Source organism: Mycetocola sp. 2940 (assembly GCF_040548835.1).
GTDB lineage: Bacteria > Actinomycetota > Actinomycetes > Actinomycetales > Microbacteriaceae > Mycetocola_A.
Genome location: NZ_JBEPSK010000006.1, coordinates 19,421 through 37,703 on the forward strand (window position 1 = coordinate 19,421; position 18,283 = coordinate 37,703).

Sequence of the window (18,283 nt, forward strand, 5' to 3'; positions counted from 1 at the left end):
GGCACGATGGACTCATGACGAACCCAGGACCCGAGGGCGAGCACGGGATGCCGGCGCTCGCCGGGGTGCGGACGATCGGAGCCCGCACGTTCGACTTCTCCCGGCAGGTCGCGGTGATGGCCATCGTCAACAGGACACCGGATTCGTTCTACGACCGCGGCAGCACGTTCGGCTTTGACGCGGCCGTCGCCGCAGCGCTCGCCGCCGTGGCCGACGGCGCGGACATGGTCGACATCGGGGGAGCGCCGTTCGCCCCGGGGCCTGAGATCTCGGTCCAGTCCGAGATCGACCGGGTCGTTCCGGTGCTCGCGGCGGTGCGCGCGGCCTCCGACGTCGTCCTCTCAGTGGACACCTTCCAGCCGCAGGTCGCCCGTGCGAGCATCGATGCCGGAGCCGACCTGATCAACGACACCACCGGGCTCCGGAACCCTCGCATGATCGACGTGATCGCCGACAGTGCCGCCGGCGTCGTGATCACCCACAGCCTCGCCAGGCCGCGCACAGCCTTCGCCCGTCCGCAATATGCAGACGTTGTCGCTGAGGTGGCTGCGTTTCTCACCGGACGCGCCGACGCTGCGATCGATGCCGGGATACCGGCCGACCGGATCCTTCTCGACCCGGGGCATGACCTGAACAAGAACACGCTCCACTCTCTGGAACTGACGCGACGGTTCGGCGAGATCGCCGGCCTTGGCTATCCGGCGCTCGCCGCGGTGTCGAACAAGGATTTCATCGGTGAGACGCTCGACCGTGGACGCGGCGACCGCGTGTACGGGTCACTGGCCGCCGCCGTCGTCGCCATCGTGAACGGCGCACGGATTCTCCGGATGCACAACGTCGCACCGGCGGTCGAAGCCGCGCGGATGACGGAGGCCATCCTCGGGCTGAGGCAGCCCGCGTACCTGCGCCACAACATGGGGGAATCCAATGACTGAACCCGGCGTTTCGCTCCTGGGAACCGGGGCTTCTCTCAGCGATGACGAGATCACCGACCTCTACGCCGTCGACGACCGCACGGTCGGGTGGCTGCGAGTGAATTTCGTTTCGAGCGTCGACGGCGCCGGGACCCACGACGGCCTGTCCGGCGGCCTGGGCACCCCGGCCGACAAGCGGGTCTTCGATCTGCTTAGGCGGTTATGCGACGTGGTTCTCGTGGGCGCGGGCACCGTGCGGGCCGAAGGGTACGGACCGATGCGCCTGGATGATGCGGCCGTCCGTTGGCGCCAGGCGCACGGGTTGCCCGCCCATCCGGTCTTCGCGATCGTGTCAGCGAGGCTGAACCTCGACCCCTTTCATCCGCTGTTCGCCGACGCCCCGGTGCGTCCGATCGTCGTCACCGTCGGATCCGCGCCCGAGGAGCGGCGAAAGGCACTCGCGGGTGTCGCGGATGTGCTCATTGCCGGCGACGACCACGTCGATCCCGGGCGGATGCGGTCGCTCCTCGCCGACCGCGGACTCGCCCAGGTGCACTCCGAGGGCGGGCCTCACCTCTTCGCCGATTTCCTCAGGGCGGATGCTGTCGACGAGGTCTGCCTCACGATCAGCCCCGTCCTGGAAGGACCCGGTGCCGGCAGGATCGTCGGCGGGCAGCCGACCGGCATCCAGCGCCCGATGGCGCTCGCTCACGTGCTCAGCTCGGAGGCGACACTGCTGTTGCGTTACGTGCGCGACCGAAGCTAGGCAGCGAGTGCGTGCGGCGTTCCGGCGTGCCCACGCGGGAGGTTACTTCAGCGCGATGATGCTCGACAGCGGAAGGGTCCGCTCGATGTCGGCTTTCTTGTCTCTGCCCCTGAGCCTGCCACCGGACACCCCGGTCGGCTCGAGGGTGAAGTCGATGGGCCCGGAACGTGGCACCTCGACGGTGACGGTGACCGTCTGTTTCGCGCGGATGGCGGCGTCGAGCTGGCGTGTGATCCAGGCCAGGTCCGTGCTGCCGGACGTGTCGGCCTCGACCTGGCGGAGCCGGCTGATCAGCGTGCCGTGGTCGGGGAGGGGCGGCGGAGAATCGACCGGCGGAGCGACGCGACGGCGACGCAGGCTGATCAGCTCCCCGGATGCCGTCTCGGCGGCGACCGGGTAGCGAGCGTCGCTGATCGCCCAGAACACGACCTCGAAGTCGAATCGGCTGACCAGCCTGTTCGACGCCGACCGGCGAAGCCCGAGCGAGTTGAGTGCCTGGTCGACGTCGAGAAGCCCCAGCATGGCGCTGTCATCGGAACGGACGTAGCTTTTCGAGTCTGAGGAGGCGGCATCCGGATGCCCGTCCCGAATCGCGCCGACCCGAATCACGCCGAACCGGGATGCCGCCTGCGAGATGAGGTAGTCGACGGGTTGCGGGATGCCCGTCAGCGAGAGCGAGGAGAGGAAGTCCAGCATCCCTGCCGCCGTCTCGCCTGCGGACAGGGCCCGATTGACGCTCTCCGCCGACAGCCGGTAGCTGAACGCCTGGGCGCGTCCCTCGAGGTCGGCGAACGACCGCAGCCGGAGGTCGAGTTCAGGCTCGAGGGGACCGGGCGCGATGACAGTGAGGTCGTGCTGCAGGTACACCTTGCTGACGTGGGCGGGGAAGTGGGCGGCCATCGCCGTCGCCGCTGTCGCTGCATCCGTTTCGAGAAGAATCCGCCCGGCCGTACTCGGCACCTGTGTGTTCGGGGTGGGGCCGCTGGTGATCCCGAGCATGGTCGCCTGGTCGGTGACGCGGGCGACCTGGCCTCGGATCCAGTCGCCGCCCGCCGGGTACAGCCACTGAGCGTAATCGTGGAGCGCCGAGCCCCAGGTGGAGCGGGTGCGCCCGCTCAGCACCGTGCGCACCTGCTGAGGGAGCGCATCGAGCCACGCGGCGGCGAGGACCCGCCAGCGTTCCGCGGCCTGAAGGACCAGCCAGTCCTCCCCGGCCGGGGAGGTGAGCCACAGGCCGGGGGCGTGGCTGACGAGGCCGGCGCGCACCGTGAGGTCGAGGTAGGCGTCGATGGTCGCCGAGTTGACGTGCATGGCCATCGCCAGCCGTTTGCGTTCCGGCAGCGCCGGTCCGCCCTTTCCCAGTTCGCGAGCCGGCGTGGCGAGAAGCTCAGTGAGCAGCTCGGCGCTCGCCAAGGTGGTCTGGAACGCGTGCTCCGCCGCACTGAGGTCGGTCAGGGCAGCGGATTCGTCGGATGCCGCAGGGGGCAGGGCCGGGGCAGGTGCGGATGCCAGCTGCACCGCGATCGGCACACCTGTCGTCGGCCAGGTGGCCAGGACAGCATCGACGGCGTCGATCGTGGCATAACCCCCGTCGAGACGCGTCAGGAGGGCACGGTTCGCCGCGACAGCCGCCCGCCGGTCCACGTCGTCGACATCCACGCCGGGAGCGCCGAATGACGAGAGCCGATCGGCCAGCTCTGCCGAGCCCAGTGGTTCTGCGGTCGCTGCGGCGAGGACGCTGAGGGTGGGACGGTCGAGCCGCTGAAGCGCGCCTCGGATGTTCGACGGGTCGAGCAGGAGTTCGGCCAGGTCGAAAAAATCCTGGGCGCGGGCGGCCGGAGCCACGCGACGCTCGTTGAGGAGTTCCTCGAGAGCGGCGTCGGTCAGCGCCCGGAGGTTCGCGGCAAGGGTGAGGATGTCGGTCATCAGGCAGCCGGTTCCCCGGTCAGCGCTCCGGCTGGTCTCGGCGGGACTCCCGCGCCCGTCGCACCGCGCTGGAGATCATGAGGACGATGAGGAGCACGATCGACAGGGGGAGGCCGACGTACGGGATCATCACGATCACGGGCCAGAGGCCGGAGGCGAAGTTCTCGGACCCCATGCCCTGCATGGTCCCGACCATGATCGCGATGAACGACCCGACGGACAACGCGACGAGCGCGAGGAGCATGAAGGCAAGGATCCGTTCGAAGCGGCTGGCATTGTGCTTTTGAGGATCGGTCACAGTTCTCAGGGTATCGGCATAGGGCCTTTCTGCCGAACGTCGGGGAAGGTGCCGCTCAATCCGCTGACGCTCTAAGCTTGAAGGGCGGGGAACGTCCCGTTCGTTCGTGGCTCCTGCCACGGCGACAGCACCGCACGCCGGCCTCGGGCCGGCGTGTCCAGTTACCAGCGAGGTTCGTCCATGCCCACCGGCAAGGTTAAGTTCTACGACGACGAGAAGGGCTTCGGCTTCATCTCGAGCGACGACGGCCAGGAAGTCTTCCTGCACGCCTCCGCCCTGCCTGCAGGCGTGACCTCGGTCAAGGCGGGCACCCGCCTCGAGTTCGGCATCGCCGACGGCAAACGCGGCGTCCAGGCGCTTTCGGTACGGGTGCTTGACGCCCCGCCGAGCCTGGTGAAGATGAAGCGCAAACCCGCCGACGACATGGCCATCATCGTCGAGGATCTCGTGAAGCTCCTCGACGGCCTCGGAGGAGATCTCCGCAGGGGCCGCTACCCCGACAACGCCCACAGCCGCAAGGTCGCACTGTTGTTGCGCCGTGTGGCCGACGAACTGGACGCGTGATCGCCGCGCCAGGCTGGGCCCGCCGTCTCTTCCAGAGGAGCACTCCGATGACAACCACTGAGAACTCCACCATCGAACCGACGGAGGCTCCACCGACTTCCGACGCAATCGCGCCGGAGGCTGCCGTGGCGCCCGAACAGGATGCTGCGTCAACACCCGGCCTCGCGACCGAGCCGGCCCACGAGGCCGGAACCCGCAGCGATGCCGCCGCCGATCCCTTCACGCTGTCGCTGCCTGCGGATGCGGCCGTCGACCCGGCCGTGGACTCGGCCGTTTTGTCGGAACAGGGCGCCGAGATTCAGCCCACCCTCGACGAACCGGTCGCTGAGCGGCCAGCTCCTGTGGCCGACCAGGTTTTGCTGGCCTCGGTCGACGTGGCTCGCGCCGCGTTGCTCGAGGTCACGCCGGCCGACACCATCGGCGAACCCGTCGGCCATGTCGCGGAAGAGGATCACGTGCTTTCGCTGTTTTTCGACAGCAAACTCCGCGGTTACCCCGGATGGCGCTGGACGGTCACGCTCTCACGCGTCGGCGACGACGAAACCCCGAGCGTTCTCGAAACGGAGCTGATGCCGGGTGAGAACGCTCTGCTCGCCCCGGAATGGGTGCCCTGGTCCGAGCGCCTCGCCGACTACCAGGCGGGCCAGGAAGTCGCGGAGAACGAAGCCCGCGCGCTTGCTGAAGCTGCCGCCGTCCTCGATGACAGCGACGACGACGATGAAGACGATGTTTTCAGCATCCTCCACGCCGGCGACGTCGACGGTGTCGACGTCGACGAGATCGACGAAGACGCGTCCGACGACGAGTCGGACGAAGAAGAAGACGAAGAAGAAGACGACGACGAGGAAGACGACGAAGACGAAGACGACGACGAGTCGGAAGACGAGGACGCCGACGAAGATGACTCCAACGACGACTCCGACGACGACTCCGACGACGACGACGCCGACGACGAGGACTCCGACGACGATGGGCCCGAACGAAGCTACTGAACCGCGCAGCCCCTGAGCGCCGCTTGCAACGAAAAGGCACCCTCCGCGGAGGGTGCCCTTTCGCTGACCTACGGGTCAGAGCGCGTCGACGACGTACTCGATGCTGCGGGTGAGTTGGCGCACATCTTCAGGCTCGATCGCTGTGAACGTCGCGATGCGCAACTGGTTCCTGCCGAGCTTGCGGTACGGCTCGGTGTCGACGATGCCGTTGGCTCGAAGCACCTTCGCGATGGCGGCAGCGTCGATGGCGTCGTCGAAGTCGATGGTGACCACGACCTGGGAGCGGTGGTCCGGGTTCGACACGAACGGAGTCGTGTACGACGTCTTCTCGGCCCACTCGTACAGGTGAGACGACGACTCGCTCGTGCGCGCCGATGCCCAGTCCAGTCCGCCGTTGCCGTTCATCCACTCGAGCTGGTTGTCGAGCATGACCAGGGTCGCCAGGGCGGGCGTGTTCAGCGTCTGGTTCAGCCGGGAATTGTCGACGGCATTCTTGAGGCTCAGGAATTCCGGAATGTACCGACCGGATGCCGCGACGCGCTCCACGCGCTCGAGAGCGGCAGGTGAGAACAGTGCGAACCACAGTCCGCCATCTGATGCAAAGTTCTTCTGCGGTGCGAAGTAGTAGACATCCGTCTCGGTCGCGTCGATGGAGATGCCGCCCGCTGCGCTCGTCGCGTCGATCACCGTGAGGGCGCCTTCGTCGCCGGCGACCCGGCGCACCGGCGCCATCACGCCTGTCGACGTCTCGTTGTGCGGCCAGGCGTAGACGTCGACGCCTTCGGTGACCTGCACCTCGCTGCGCGAACCTCCGGGGGCGTCGAGAACGAGGGGCGCTTCGAGCCACGGTGCTGCTGCCGCCTTGGCGAACTTCTGGCCGAACTCACCGAAGGTGAGGTTCTCGCTGCGGCGTTCGATCAGGCCGAAGGCGGCAGCATCCCAGAAGGCTGTCGATCCGCCGTTGCCGAGGATCACTTCGTAGCCCTCCGGGAGAGAGAACAGTGTCTCGAATCCGGAGCGCACGCTGCCGACGAGGTTCTTGACCGGCGCCTGCCGGTGTGACGTGCCGAGCAGGGAGGTGCCGGCGCGTACGATGGCGTCCACCTGCTCCGCCCGGACTTTGGAAGGACCGCATCCGAAGCGACCGTCAGCGGGCAGGAGTTCTGGGGGGAGGGAAATCTCTGGCATCCGCTCATTGTAGAAGCTTCGGCATGCCGCCAGCGGCCTGAGACGACGGCTGGGCGGCGCGGCCGAACCCCTCGGGACTGACCGGTAGGCTGGTCACAACTGCGCTGAAACCTGGGGAGACGTCAATGACAGACCTGATTGACACCACCGAGATGTACCTTCGTACGATCCTTGAGCTGGAAGAAGAGAACATCGTGCCCCTGCGGGCGCGCATCTCCGAGCGGCTCGGGCACTCGGGTCCGACGGTGTCACAGACGGTCGGTCGGATGGAACGGGACGGTCTGGTCGTCGTTTCCGGTGATCGCCACCTTGAGCTGACCGTGACCGGAAGACGCAAGGCCGTGCATGTGATGCGGAAGCACCGCCTTGCCGAACGGCTGCTCAGTGACGTGATCGGGCTGGAGTGGGAGTTCGTTCACGAAGAAGCGTGCCGCTGGGAACATGTGATGAGCGAGCAGGTCGAGCGAAAGCTCCTTGCCATGCTCGACCACCCCACCGAGTCGCCGTACGGCAACCCGATCCCGGGTCTCGACGAGCTGGGTGACACTCCGGCAGGCACCTTCTCCCACGGCGTCACCAACATCGTCGAACTGGTCCGCGGCAACTCCGGTCCTGTGACGGCGACAATCCGCCGACTGGGAGAGCCGGCCCAGGTCGATCCCGAATTGCTTCTGCAGCTCAAGAACGCTGGCGTGATGCCCGGCAACATCGCCTTGTTCTCCGCCGTCGGGTCTTATGTTCTGGTTCGGGTTGAAGGCTTCGGCGACGGTCTCGAACTGCCGAACGAAGTCGCCGGGCACATCTTCGTTCAGAACGCGTAATAAGAGCGGATCGAGGGGCCGTGAGCGGTCCCGCGCGACGACGAGTCGTGGCATCCTTCGGTCACCTCCTGTTACGAATTTGTTATTAATCTGTTGCTGAAGGTGACAAATTGGTAACGGTCCCGTAGCCTCGGGTAAGTCCGAAGGTCGCCAGTCGATCGCAGGACCCGGTGCAGGGCGCCTCTCTTGCTCGTCTCCCTGTGCTGGAAAACCCGACTTTTTCTTGCGGACGAGACAGCTGCCCTAACGGCTGTGCGAGGCGCCGGAGGTTTCAACCTTGGCCACTCCTACTAATCCTGACTCGTTCGGAAAATCGTTGCAGCCCTTGGGCTCCGACTCCTCAGCGAAGCAGGCGGCGCTTCGCCATGCGGTTGCCCGGCGAAGCGCGCCGGTTACCGCCTCGCCCGCTCCTGCATCCACATCGACGACAACCCCGAAAAAGCCCGGTGCCTGGCGTAGCTGGCGCTCGACGGCGATCATGGCCCTCGTCGTTCCCGGCCTGTTCGCCACCATGGCGCTCCCCGCCTACGCGTTCACTCCGGCGACCGGCGACCTGGCGAACGGCTCCTCGCTCCAGTCGTTGAAGGAATCGGGCGCACAGTCGCTCTCCGTCGACGCCGGCGTGACGGCGAACGCCGTGGCCCGCGACGGCTATTCCGCGACAACCGTTGAGGAACTCGCTGCAGCCAAAGCAGCCGCTGCCGCCGCTGCCGCTGCGCAGGCCGCGGCAGAAGCCGCAGCCAAGGCAGCGGCCGATGCGGCAGCGCAGCGTGCGACCTTCACAAACAACCAGAAGAGCTTCACCGGTCCGTCGGCCGAAGACCTTCTGGCCGCGGCTCCGCAGCCGGGCTCCAGCCTTGCCCAGATCTACTCGGTCGCGCTGAAGTACCAGGGCGTCCCGTACGTCTACGGCGGCGCGACCCCTGCCGGTTTCGACTGCTCAGGCTTCATCAAGTACGTCTACGCACAGTTCGGCGTCAACATGCCGCACTCGTCGACCGCTCAGGGCAACATGGGAACGCGGATCCCCGTGTCGCAGGCCGTGCCGGGTGACCTCGTCGTCAGCGACGGGCACATCGGCTTCTATGCCGGCAACAACATGATCCTGCACGCCTCGCGGCCCGGAACGCCGCTCCGGATCGGCCCGATCTACGCAGACAACTGGTGGATCGTCCGCATCTGATTCCGGTGTCGGGAAGCTGTTGATTCAGCTAACAGCAGCCGCAGCAACACGCAATCGGTGTGCCTTCGTAAGGAGGCACACCGATTTTGCGTTACATTAAAGCCCTGACCTTTGGAAAGTGCGGGAAGCTCATGGATCGAATACCCGGTATCCACACCACGGATGCTTGCGGTTGCCTCGAAACCGGGCCCGCCGGCTACTCATGTCACTGCCGCTCGTCGGCTGTGGAAAGGCGCTGTCTGTAAAGACGGCGCCTTTTTTGTTGCCCGGATCCTGTACTTCCCTCGGTCGGAGACAACCGAATGACCGTGAAGCCGTCACGGCGATTTGAGAGGAACCGACATGCGCACACTGGTGTTGAACGCCGGGTACGAGCCCCTTGCCATCGTTTCATTCCGCCGAGCCCTGGTGCTCGTGATGAATCAGAAGGCGTCCATCGTCGAGATCGACACCGGCCACCCGGTATGGGCAACAGATGGTGCGCATGACCGTCCCTCCGTTATCGTGCTCAGCCGGTACGTGAAGATTCCGAACTCGAGGCGTGTGCCGGTGACACGACGGGGCGTGCTGCGCCGCGACGCGAACCGATGCGGCTACTGCGGCACGGCCGCGTCCACCATCGATCACATCCTGCCGCGTTCCCGCGGGGGAGTGGACTCGTGGGAGAACCTCGTCGCCTGCTGCCTGCGCTGCAACAACGCAAAGAGCGATCGGACGCCAGGCGAAATGGGCTGGTCGCTGCGCACGAAACCGCGCATGCCGTACGGGCCCACCTGGGCGGTGCGCGGCGCGGAACGCGCGACGCCATCGTGGGACCAGTATCTGACTCCTGCAGCTGCCTGAGGCAGCGAGGAGTCGCTCAGGCTTTCGGCTGCGACAGGCAGAGGAAGTTGCCTTCGCTGTCGCGGAACCAGGCGCTGTACTCGCCGTCGAGCTCGGCAACGCCATCCACGGTCTTGAGGTTCTCCGAGTCATACTCCTCGAAGATGACGCCGCTTGAGCGGAGTTCGGTCATCGCGGACCGGATGTCTCCGACCAGCCAGCAGATCTGCGTGTTTTGCGCGGTGCCGGCGTGAGGGGTCTCATAGATCAGGAAGTCGGGGGCTGTGGCGCTGCCATACATGATCATGCCGCCCTGCTCGAGGGTTGGCTCCATGCCGAGTTTGTCGCGATAGAACTGACGCGCCCGGTTGATGTCTGCCGCCGGCAGCACGGTGAAGGAAGCGGATGACCTGAGCATGAGCGACTCCAACCTGTCTGAAATGGCACTCATGGTACGCCGCAGCATGGGCGTCGCACAGGGGGTATGGGGCTCCGCTAAACTTGGGAGGTCAGCCTCTGTAGCTCAACGGAAGAGCACCTCCGTCCTAAGGAGTTGGTTGGGGGTTCGAATCCCTCCAGGGGCACCAGAAATTCGTGCAAATCGGCCGGCGGCCCTTCTTGCGGCGACGGCCCTTCCGGGCCATACTCGGCGGCAGCAGAGCTTGTTCTGAAAAGCCTGCACCCGTTCCCGAACCGAGCGCACCCTCTTCACGTGCAAGCCCTCCACCAACTGTTGGAGGTTTCCCATGTTCAGATTCACGCGAGCGCTGATGCTCGCGATCGTCGCGACGGTCGGAGTCATCACTCCGTCGGTCGCCGGCACCCCCGCGGGGGCGCATCCGCACGACGCTGCCGACCCGGCGGTGATCACTCAGTGGGACGCGATAGCGAACCGCACGATCTTCACCGAGAACGCCACGCCACCTCCGTCATCCAACCTGTACTTCGGCTACGTGTCCATCGCCGTGTACGACGCCGTCGTCGCGATTGAAGGCGAGTACGAACCGTACAACCCCCAGCCGCGCGCACACCGGCACGCGTCCCCGGAGGTCGCAGCCGCCACAGCGGCCTACCTCGTCCTCAAACACCACTTCCCCGCGTCAGCGGATAATCTCGACGCGGACTACCAGGACTACCTCTCCGGCGTGCGCAACGGCGTCGGCCGGGTGCAGGGCATCCGTGTCGGTACTGCAGCGGCCGTTAGCCTGATCCAGTCCCGGGCAGACGACGGGCTCAACGCACCGATCGACTTCAACGTCGAACCGTCTCCCGGTATCTGGCGACCAACGCCGGATGCCTTCGCGAAGTTCGCCGTTCCGTGGCTGGGGTTCGTGCGTCCGTTTGCGCTCGCGTCGGCGCAGGAGTTCGACCTCCCGGAGCCGCCTCTGCTGGACAGCGAGGCGTATGCGAAGGACTTCAACGAAGTGAAGGACTACGGATCGATCACCAGCACCGTCCGTGACGAGCGGCAGACGGAGATCGCCCGATTCTTCAGCGCGAACCCGGTACCCCAGTACCACGCAGTCCTGCGCGACGCCGTGACACGCCGCGGGTTCGACATCGTCGACAGCGCCCGAGCATTCGCCCTGCTCGGAACATCGACCGCAGACGCGCTGATCACGACCTGGCGCGCGAAGTTCGAGGTCCCGACGTGGCGTCCGATCACAGCGATCCGGGAGGCGGACACGGACGGCAACGATGCTACGGTGGCCGACCCAGGCTGGACGCCGATGGTCCAGACTCCGCCGTACTCCGATTACGCAAGCGGGCACGCCTCCGTGACGGGGTCGACGTCCAACGTCTTCGGCTATCTGTTCGGTGAGAACACGCTCGACATCGACATTCCAGCCCTTGTGGCCGGGACGACGACGAGGCATTACGACAGCACGGATGCCTGGGATCAGGACGCGATGGATGCGCGAGTCTGGCTCGGGCTCCACGTTCGTTTCTCCATGGGGTTCGCGAACGAAACCGCCCACAAGGTGTCTGATCACGTGATCTCGACGCTGTTTCAGCCGGTGAATTGAGCTCACCTGCAGGGTCGGTGCCGAGAAAGGACCTCGGCACCGACCCCGTGCTGTTGTGTCGTCACCTCCCTACGTCCGGTGAGCGGTGCTCCCGGCAACGTGATGACTCAGTACAGCTAGCCCGCGAGAGGATCGGCCAGCGTCTTGCGGGCAGCGGCGAGCACCACGGGGTCAGAGCAACCACGGGCGAAGCCGGCGATCCGGCGGTCGATGTCACGCTGGAGGATCCACCCGCCGATCCGCTCGGCGATCGGCGCCAGCCACCGGGGCCTGCAGGTGAAGTTGTACCGCCACGCGGCCTCGGTGTGATCGGGCCGGCCGTCCGCCGCCTGAAACCGCCAGCCTCCCGCAAGCCGTTCGAAGAACCACGAGCCCTGCACCATCTTCATGCCGACGTTGGTCGGCGGGTTGTAGGACACGTACTCGCTGACCATGCGGAAGCCCAGCCGATGCTGCGTGAACGTCAGGACGCCCTTAGCCGGGATTGTCGCTCCGTCGAGGAAACGCTGGTTGCGGATGAACGGGTCCCAGCGAAGGCGGACCTCTCCCGTCGTCTGCGACACGGCGAAGGCCGTCGCGGTGTCGACGGGGACGATGGCGGCGGAGCTGACGATGGGCACGGTCCAGTGTGGCAGCACGACGGGGCGGATGCCGCCGCGCCTGACGAGTGAGGCGGCACCTACGGGGAGCCGGGCCGGTTGGAAGCAGGACGTGCGTCGCGACGGTCCCGGACACGCTTCCAGACGAAGTCCAGCACGAACGCTGCGACGAGGATGATCACAAGCGCGATGGCGGTCCGCGGTTCGTTCACCAGCGTTGTGGTCGTGAAGACGACGAATGTTCCCAGGGTGGCGAGGAGCGCCACGACGAGGACGATCAGGTTCGCGCCGGTCTGGCGGTACGTCTTGAAGTGGGATGCGGTCACCGTCGAGAAGATCAGCAGTGCCACCGCGCTGCCAAGTGACGCGATGCTGTTCAGGTCGAGCGCGACGATCATGAGGATCGTCAGCAGGGCCATGATCACCAGCCCGACCGGCGCTCGACCGCCGATCTGGCGTCCGAACGCACCCGGGAACTGGCCGACTTCAGCGAGGTGGCGGGTCATGCCGGTGGACGGGTAGAGACTCGCGTTCACCGCGCCTGCGGTGGAGAACAGCGCCGTGATCACCATGAGGACGTAACCCGCCTGGCCGAGCGTAGGCTTCGCCGCTTCAGCCAGCGCGGTCGCGCCGTATTCGACGACCTGGTCCGCCGTCAGCGTGCCGAAGACGCCGAGCGCCACAGCGACGTAGATCGTCGTCGCGATCGCCAGAGCCAGGTACATGGCGCGGGGAAGCTGGCGGGCCGGCTGAGGGAGGTCCTTCGCCGTGAACGTGATGACGCCGAAGCCGAGGAACGCGAAGAACGTCAGGGCGACGCTCGAGACGATGTACCGCACCTCGGGGTATCCCCGAGGGTCGAGAAGGGACGGATCCCAGTTGGCGATCGTCACAATGGCGAAGAGAGCGAGGATGGCCAGGACCACATTGACGATGACGGCCTGGACCCTGGCGACGGCGGCGGACCCGACGACGTTCAGAGCCGTCATGACGAGTACCAGGGCGATCGCGAAGACGACTGCCCAGGTGGGGTCGTCATCGGCCACGACCGCACTCGCATAGCCGCCGAATGAGGAGGCAACCATGGCCGCGACGATCGCACCCGTCATGTAGAACAGCCACGATACGAGGCCGGTGATGTGACCCTCCCCGAAGCCCTTCGCCAGATAGGTGAGCATCCCGCCGGAGGACGGGAACGTCGCCCCGAGCTTTGCGAACGAGTATCCCTGCAGCGCGGCGATGGCCCCGGCGATCAGGAATGACAGCCACACGGCTGATCCTGCCACGGCTCCGGCTGCGCCGAGCAGCGCGAAGATTCCCGCACCGACCATCGCCCCAACACCGATGAAGGATGCCTGGAGCACCGTCATCGGCTTTCTGGGGGCCTCCGCCGTGGCGCGTTCGCCGGTCATGTGCGGCCGATCACCAGGATGTCCATCGTTGTTCCTTTCGCACGGTCCCGATGCACCGTCGGCTCAGCCGTGCGTCCGGACCCGATTCGCCCGGCCATCGCGCATCCGTCGAGGTGCCCGTATTCAATCAACCGGCGTCGGGGCGCACGTCACCCGGCTCGGGTGAACATCCTGTGCAGACGTCGATAAGCACAAGAACTCTGGCAACTCCGCGAAAATCCGGTGGTCCTACCGGTGTTTTCCCTCGTGAGCGCTTAGGGTGTGGGTTGTGTGGCGGCTAGACAAGAAACCAGATGCGCGCGATTTTGATATCGACGACGCCAATACTTCGCTTGCGCTCTCGGTCACCAGCCCGACTGGCCTGAGCGTGGGCGACCCGAACTTCGCGGTAGGCAACGTGGCAGACACTGAACGGCATCGTTGGCGCAGCCAGCTTGCGGCAGTGGGCGGGCGTTCGCCCCTGCTCCACTTCGTTGATGAACCGCGCACCCGGATCGAACTGAGCTCGACGCACCCCGGCGGCCTTCCCCAGTTCATCACGGGTCACTCCACCCTGCTCTCCAACCTGATCCGTGACGAACTCGCCCTCCGCAGCGCCAAGGCCGCCGCTGACCAGATCACCGTCAAGGGCGTCGAACTGCGCACCGTTCGCGGCATCGAATCCGTCCACCTGGCCATCGGCCTGGCCCAGTGGCGCAACAACGGCGAAGATTTCTCAGCGCCCGTGCTTCTCCGCCCCGTCGCGATCCGCCGCTACGGCCGGGATTTCGAACTCAAGCTGAAGGGCGCACCGTTCCTCAACCCGGAACTGGCCCGTGCGCTCCATGAGCAGTACCAGATCACCCTCGATGCCGAAGCCTTCGAAGCGCTCGCCGTGACGAACGGGATGTTCAAGCCGCAGCCGGTGATCGACCGGCTCCGGGGCCTGACCCAGCACCTCGAGTGGTTCAGCGTGCAGCCGCGCCTCGTCGTGTCATCGTTCGCTGACGTCGGCACGGCCCTCGCCCGCGACGCCGGAGACCTGCAACACCCCATCCTCGACGCCCTCGCCGGTAACCCAGGAGCCCGGCGGCTCGTCGAAGGACTGTTCAGCCCCGTGGATGCCATCGGCCAGGACGATCGCCCCCCTGCCACGGACACCCTGCTCCTCGACGCGGACACCGAGCAGGAGAATGTCATCGCGCAGATCTCCGCCGGGCACTCCATCGTCGTCACCACGCTCCCGGGTACCGGCGGGACCCAGACCGTCGTGAACGCCATCGGTACGCTCGTCGGCCAGCACAAACGTGTCCTCGTCGTCAGCGCACGGCGTTCCAGCCTCGACGGTATCCGTCACCGGTTCAGCAAGGTCGGCCTTCCCGGCTTCACCGTCAGCCCGGCGACCGTCCGGCGTGACCTGATCCAGGCGATCTCGCGCAACGAGAAAGCCGTCGCTCCTCGGGTCGCCGACGTCGACGACGCCCTCGTGCGGCTCCGCAAGGTACTCCTGGATTACCGCAGCTCTCTCCGCCGCGTCGACGGCGGCCTCGGCGTGAGTGTCATCGACGCGCTGGAAGCGCTGACGCGCCTGGGCAACCTGCCCATTCCGCCCACGACATCCGCGCGCCTCGACCTGGCCTCCCTGGAGAAGCTCGCCGGCAGCCGGGCGGTCATCGCCCGCAAACTGGCGACAGCGGCCGCGCTGGGTGAATTCCAGTACGGGCCCGACGACTCTCCCTGGTACGGCGCCCAGTTCGCCAGCACACGCCAGGCCAAGGCGACGCACGACCTGGCGAAGAAGCTGCACCGCACCGAGCTCCCGCGCCTCCTCGAGCGCGGCTACGAACTCATCGGCCAGACGCGCATGCGCGCGTTCGAGTCCGTTGAGGAACTCGGTGTCTACCTCCGCCTGCTCCTCGACGTCCGCGAGACCCTCGACAAGTTCCAGCCGAGTGTCTTCGACCGGTCCCTCGGTGAGCTGATCGCCGCGACGAGCAACCGACGGGATGCCCCGGCAATGTCGGGCGCCAACCGCCGCCGCCTGAAGAAACTCGCCCGCGAGTATGTGCGCCCCGGGGTGCACGTCGCCGACATCAACGCAGCTCTGCGTCGCATCCAGCAGCAGAGGACCCTGTGGCAGCGTTACGTCGCCGCCGGCGTCACCCCGGAAGTGCCGCTCGGTATCGCCGACGTGCAGGTCGCGTACCAGCGCGTCGTCGAAGACCTCAGCAAGCTCGACGTGCCCCTCGGCCGTGACGCATCCCAGGCGCTGGTCTCGTTGCCCGTCAAGGAGCTCATCCGGCTGCTCTCCGGGCTCGCCGCCGACTCGCAGGTGATGGAGAACCTCCAGGAGCGCACCACCCTCATCGCCGAGCTCCGCGAGAAGGGGCTCGCCCCGCTGATCACCGATCTCTCCGTCCGGCACGTACCCGAAGACCAGGTTGCTGCCGAGCTCGAACTCGCCTGGTGGCAGTCCGTGCTCGAGCACATGCTCGCAACCGACAAGGCACTGCTCGGCGCCAACACCAGCGTGATCGACCGCCTGGAGGCAGACTTCCGTCTGGTCGACGAAGCTCACGCGTCGGCATCCGGTGCCCTGCTCGGCTCGCTGCTCGCCGACACATGGAAGATCGGACTCGTCGACTTCTCCGACGAGGCCAACGCCCTCAAGAGACTGCTCCGTGGCGAGGGTGCGAACCCGGCCAGCCTCGAGGCCACCGCACCGCACCTGTCCCGTGTTCTCTCGCCGGTCTGGCTGGCTTCGCCGTACGAAGTGCATGTCATCCCCGAGAGCGTGCGCTTCGACGCCGTCTTCCTCGTCGACGCCGGTGCGACGACGCTGGCCGAGAACGCCGGCGCCATCCGCCGGGCACGTCAGGTCGTCGCCGTCGGTGACCCGGTCACCCAGAGCCCGACCCCGTTCCAGATCGCCATCGGAGACACGCCGGAACCGGATGCCGCCGAGAGTGTCGACGCCCGCCACGCAGACTCGGCGCTCGCGCACCTGTCCGGCCTTCTGCCGACGCTCACCCTCACGCGCAGCTATCGGGCCGGCGGCGAGGACCTCGCCGAACTGGTGAACCACCGCTTCTACGGCGGAGAGATCGAATCGCTTCCGTGGGCCGGGTCGTTCCTCGGCCACGGCAGCCTCACCCTCGATTACGTGCCCAACGGCCATGGCATGCCGGACCCCGAGACCGGGGGAGTGGAAAGCGTGGACGCCGAAGTCGCCCGCGTCGTCAACCTCGTGCTCGAACACGCCATCAACCGGCCGCGTGAGTCGCTCATGGTCATCACCGCCAGCGAAAAGCACGCCACCCGTGTGCACCAGGCGGTCATCTCGGCTTTCGCGATGCGTTCGGACCTGTCAGGCTTCATCCTCAAGGAACGCGCTGAACCGTTCACCGTGCTCACGCTCGAGCAGTCCGTCGCCGAGAGCCGTGACCGCGTCATCTTCTCGCTCGGCTACGGTGTGACCCCGCACGGCCGGGTGCTCTCGAACTTCGGCTCGCTCGGCGAACCGGGCGGCGACCGTCTGCTCGCGGTCGGCATGACCCGGGCGCGTCGTTCCATGGTCATCGTTTCGTGCATCCGCCCGGAGGACATCGACGTCGACCGCTCGCAGCACGGAATTGCGGCCCTCAGCGAGATCCTGCGCCAGCCCGTGCAACATGAACCGACACCTCCGGCGACCGACGGTGCCGAGCCGATGCTGCTCGACCTGGCCGAGCGCCTCTACCGCCACGGGCTCTCGGTCGAGGTGGGGTACCGGGGCAAACTCGCCCTCGTCGCCTCGTACGGTGGCAGGGCCATCGCTGTGGAGTCCGACCCCGAGGTCGGTTCCGATTCGCTGCGCGAGTCGCTGCGACTCCGCCCCGATGTACTGCGCCGGCTCGGCTGGCACTATCTTCGGGTGCACAGCTTCGACCTGTTCAGCGACCCTGACGGAGTGGCCTCCAAGATCGTGTCGATGCTCGGAGTGCCGGTCGCCGCCGAATCGACGGATGCCCCGAAGCCGACGTCGGAGCCCGGCTAGCCAAACCGAACCGCCTGGACCGGGCTGTCGCGCTTAAGCTGGGGGCATGCCCGAGCTCTCACCCGACACTGACAATCCTGACGTGCCCGTCGTGAGGCGGATTCGAGGTTCTCGTCGCGTGGTTCGACCCGGCGCGCCGGGCGCCGACCCGACTCCGCAGCACACCGCAGGTGCCGTGCGAGCCGGGGAAGACACCGACGCGCCCTGGGGTGCGGCCGGAGCCGACAGCAACGACGCCCAGCTCAAGCAGGACGTTCCTCCGCACTGGGGGTGACCGCCTTAACCGACGAACCGCGAGCAGCCGAGGTCGCACGCGGTTCATCGTTCGGCGCTCGACTACTGGCGCATGTTGTTCTTAGCGAGGAGGTCGCGAATCTCGGTGAGGACGTCGATCTCGGTGGCTGGCGCATGCTCCTTGACGACGCCGGCCTTGCGGCGGGCCTCGGCGTGCTCCTTCATCTTGTTGAGGGGAAGCACGAAGATGAAGTAGACGACAGCAGCGACGATGAGGAACGTGATGATCGCGCCGAGCACCGCGCCGAACTTCAGTTGCGCGTCGCCGATGGTGAGAATCAGGGAGTCGTCGAGGCTGTCTGACTTGAACAGGGCTGCGACCAGAGGGTTGAAGATGTTCTGGACGATCGAGGTGACCACCGCGGTGAACGCCACGCCGACGACGAAGGCGACTGCGAGGTCGATGACATTGCCTCGGACGATGAAATCCTTAAAACCTTTGAGCATGTTCTTTTCCTGCCG

At 66.5% G+C, this 18,283-nt stretch carries 18 protein-coding genes and 1 tRNA gene; 11 read left to right on the forward strand and 8 right to left on the reverse strand.

Features of this window, described 5'->3' with window-relative positions; all coding sequences use genetic code 11:
* Positions 1-14: 14 nt before the first annotated feature.
* Together folP and ABIE24_RS10300 are read left to right on the forward strand one after the other, a co-directional pair.
* On the forward strand, positions 15-935 hold the full coding sequence (gene folP / locus ABIE24_RS10295) for a dihydropteroate synthase (protein WP_354499326.1): 921 nt from the start codon (positions 15-17) through the stop codon (positions 933-935).
* Positions 928-1,680: a pyrimidine reductase family protein gene (locus ABIE24_RS10300; RefSeq protein ID WP_354499328.1), complete on the forward strand. Its 753-nt coding sequence runs from the start codon at positions 928-930 to the stop codon at positions 1,678-1,680. Before folP ends, ABIE24_RS10300 begins: the two co-directional genes overlap by 8 nt.
* Positions 1,681-1,722: 42 nt before the next feature.
* Here ABIE24_RS10300 and ABIE24_RS10305 read toward each other — a convergent pair whose 3' ends face one another.
* Together ABIE24_RS10305 and ABIE24_RS10310 are read right to left on the reverse strand one after the other, a co-directional pair.
* A complete protein-coding gene (locus ABIE24_RS10305; RefSeq protein ID WP_354499330.1) occupies positions 1,723-3,606 on the reverse strand; it encodes a helicase-associated domain-containing protein in 1,884 nt (627 codons plus the stop codon).
* A gap of 19 nt (positions 3,607-3,625) precedes the next feature.
* On the reverse strand, positions 3,626-3,904 hold the full coding sequence (locus ABIE24_RS10310) for a multidrug ABC transporter ATPase (protein WP_354499332.1): 279 nt from the start codon (positions 3,902-3,904) through the stop codon (positions 3,626-3,628).
* A gap of 180 nt (positions 3,905-4,084) precedes the next feature.
* Here ABIE24_RS10310 and ABIE24_RS10315 point away from each other — a divergent pair, with 180 nt between their 5' ends.
* Positions 4,085-4,468, forward strand: a complete 384-nt coding sequence (locus tag ABIE24_RS10315; protein ID WP_121672606.1) for a cold-shock protein — start codon at positions 4,085-4,087, stop codon at positions 4,466-4,468.
* 47 nt (positions 4,469-4,515) lie between these two features.
* Entirely contained in the window at positions 4,516-5,460 is a 945-nt protein-coding gene (locus tag ABIE24_RS10320) for a DUF3027 domain-containing protein (protein WP_354499335.1), read from the forward strand.
* A gap of 75 nt (positions 5,461-5,535) precedes the next feature.
* Here ABIE24_RS10320 and serC read toward each other — a convergent pair whose 3' ends face one another.
* Positions 5,536-6,648 carry a phosphoserine transaminase gene (gene serC, locus ABIE24_RS10325; RefSeq protein ID WP_354499337.1) on the reverse strand — a complete coding sequence of 371 codons (1,113 nt, stop codon included), beginning with the start codon at positions 6,646-6,648 and terminating at the stop codon, positions 5,536-5,538.
* A gap of 125 nt (positions 6,649-6,773) precedes the next feature.
* Here serC and ABIE24_RS10330 point away from each other — a divergent pair, with 125 nt between their 5' ends.
* The gene (locus tag ABIE24_RS10330) at positions 6,774-7,469 is read left to right on the forward strand and encodes an iron-dependent transcriptional repressor DtxR (RefSeq protein ID WP_354499339.1); all 696 of its coding nucleotides are present in this window, start codon (positions 6,774-6,776) and stop codon (positions 7,467-7,469) included.
* A 243-nt stretch (positions 7,470-7,712) separates the two neighbouring features.
* Here the strand turns inward: ABIE24_RS10330 and ABIE24_RS10335 are convergent, their stop codons facing one another.
* Complete coding sequence (locus ABIE24_RS10335) at positions 7,713-7,949, reverse strand: hypothetical protein (RefSeq protein WP_354499341.1); 237 nt, start codon at positions 7,947-7,949, stop codon at positions 7,713-7,715.
* On the opposite strand from ABIE24_RS10335, the gene ABIE24_RS10340 reads away from it, so the two are divergent.
* Entirely contained in the window at positions 7,948-8,652 is a 705-nt protein-coding gene (locus ABIE24_RS10340; protein WP_354499342.1) for a C40 family peptidase, read from the forward strand. The genes ABIE24_RS10335 and ABIE24_RS10340 overlap by 2 nt on opposite strands.
* A gap of 342 nt (positions 8,653-8,994) precedes the next feature.
* Positions 8,995-9,495: an HNH endonuclease gene (locus tag ABIE24_RS10345; RefSeq protein ID WP_354499344.1), complete on the forward strand. Its 501-nt coding sequence runs from the start codon at positions 8,995-8,997 to the stop codon at positions 9,493-9,495.
* 16 nt (positions 9,496-9,511) lie between these two features.
* Here ABIE24_RS10345 and ABIE24_RS10350 read toward each other — a convergent pair whose 3' ends face one another.
* Entirely contained in the window at positions 9,512-9,892 is a 381-nt protein-coding gene (locus ABIE24_RS10350; RefSeq protein ID WP_354499345.1) for a VOC family protein, read from the reverse strand.
* Between the two features lie 94 nt (positions 9,893-9,986).
* Here ABIE24_RS10350 and ABIE24_RS10355 point away from each other — a divergent pair.
* Positions 9,987-10,061, forward strand: a tRNA-Arg gene (locus tag ABIE24_RS10355).
* Positions 10,062-10,220: 159 nt separating this feature from the next.
* Positions 10,221-11,501: a vanadium-dependent haloperoxidase gene (locus ABIE24_RS10360; protein ID WP_354499347.1), complete on the forward strand. Its 1,281-nt coding sequence runs from the start codon at positions 10,221-10,223 to the stop codon at positions 11,499-11,501.
* A gap of 116 nt (positions 11,502-11,617) precedes the next feature.
* Here ABIE24_RS10360 and ABIE24_RS10365 read toward each other — a convergent pair whose 3' ends face one another.
* On the reverse strand, positions 11,618-12,121 hold the full coding sequence (locus ABIE24_RS10365; RefSeq protein ID WP_354499349.1) for an SRPBCC family protein: 504 nt from the start codon (positions 12,119-12,121) through the stop codon (positions 11,618-11,620).
* Between the two features lie 59 nt (positions 12,122-12,180).
* On the reverse strand, positions 12,181-13,512 hold the full coding sequence (locus ABIE24_RS10370; protein ID WP_354499351.1) for an APC family permease: 1,332 nt from the start codon (positions 13,510-13,512) through the stop codon (positions 12,181-12,183).
* A gap of 268 nt (positions 13,513-13,780) precedes the next feature.
* Between ABIE24_RS10370 and ABIE24_RS10375 the strand changes: the two genes are divergently transcribed.
* Both ABIE24_RS10375 and ABIE24_RS10380 read left to right on the forward strand, forming a co-directional pair.
* A complete protein-coding gene (locus ABIE24_RS10375) occupies positions 13,781-17,527 on the forward strand; it encodes an AAA family ATPase (protein ID WP_502916267.1) in 3,747 nt (1,248 codons plus the stop codon).
* 46 nt (positions 17,528-17,573) lie between these two features.
* The gene (locus ABIE24_RS10380) at positions 17,574-17,801 is read left to right on the forward strand and encodes a hypothetical protein (protein ID WP_354499353.1); all 228 of its coding nucleotides are present in this window, start codon (positions 17,574-17,576) and stop codon (positions 17,799-17,801) included.
* Positions 17,802-17,863: 62 nt separating this feature from the next.
* Here the strand turns inward: ABIE24_RS10380 and mscL are convergent, their stop codons facing one another.
* Positions 17,864-18,268 (reverse strand): large conductance mechanosensitive channel protein MscL, encoded by a 405-nt coding sequence (gene mscL, locus ABIE24_RS10385; RefSeq protein WP_354499355.1) that lies wholly within the window; start codon positions 18,266-18,268, stop codon positions 17,864-17,866.
* Between the last annotated feature and the right edge of the window lie 15 nt (positions 18,269-18,283).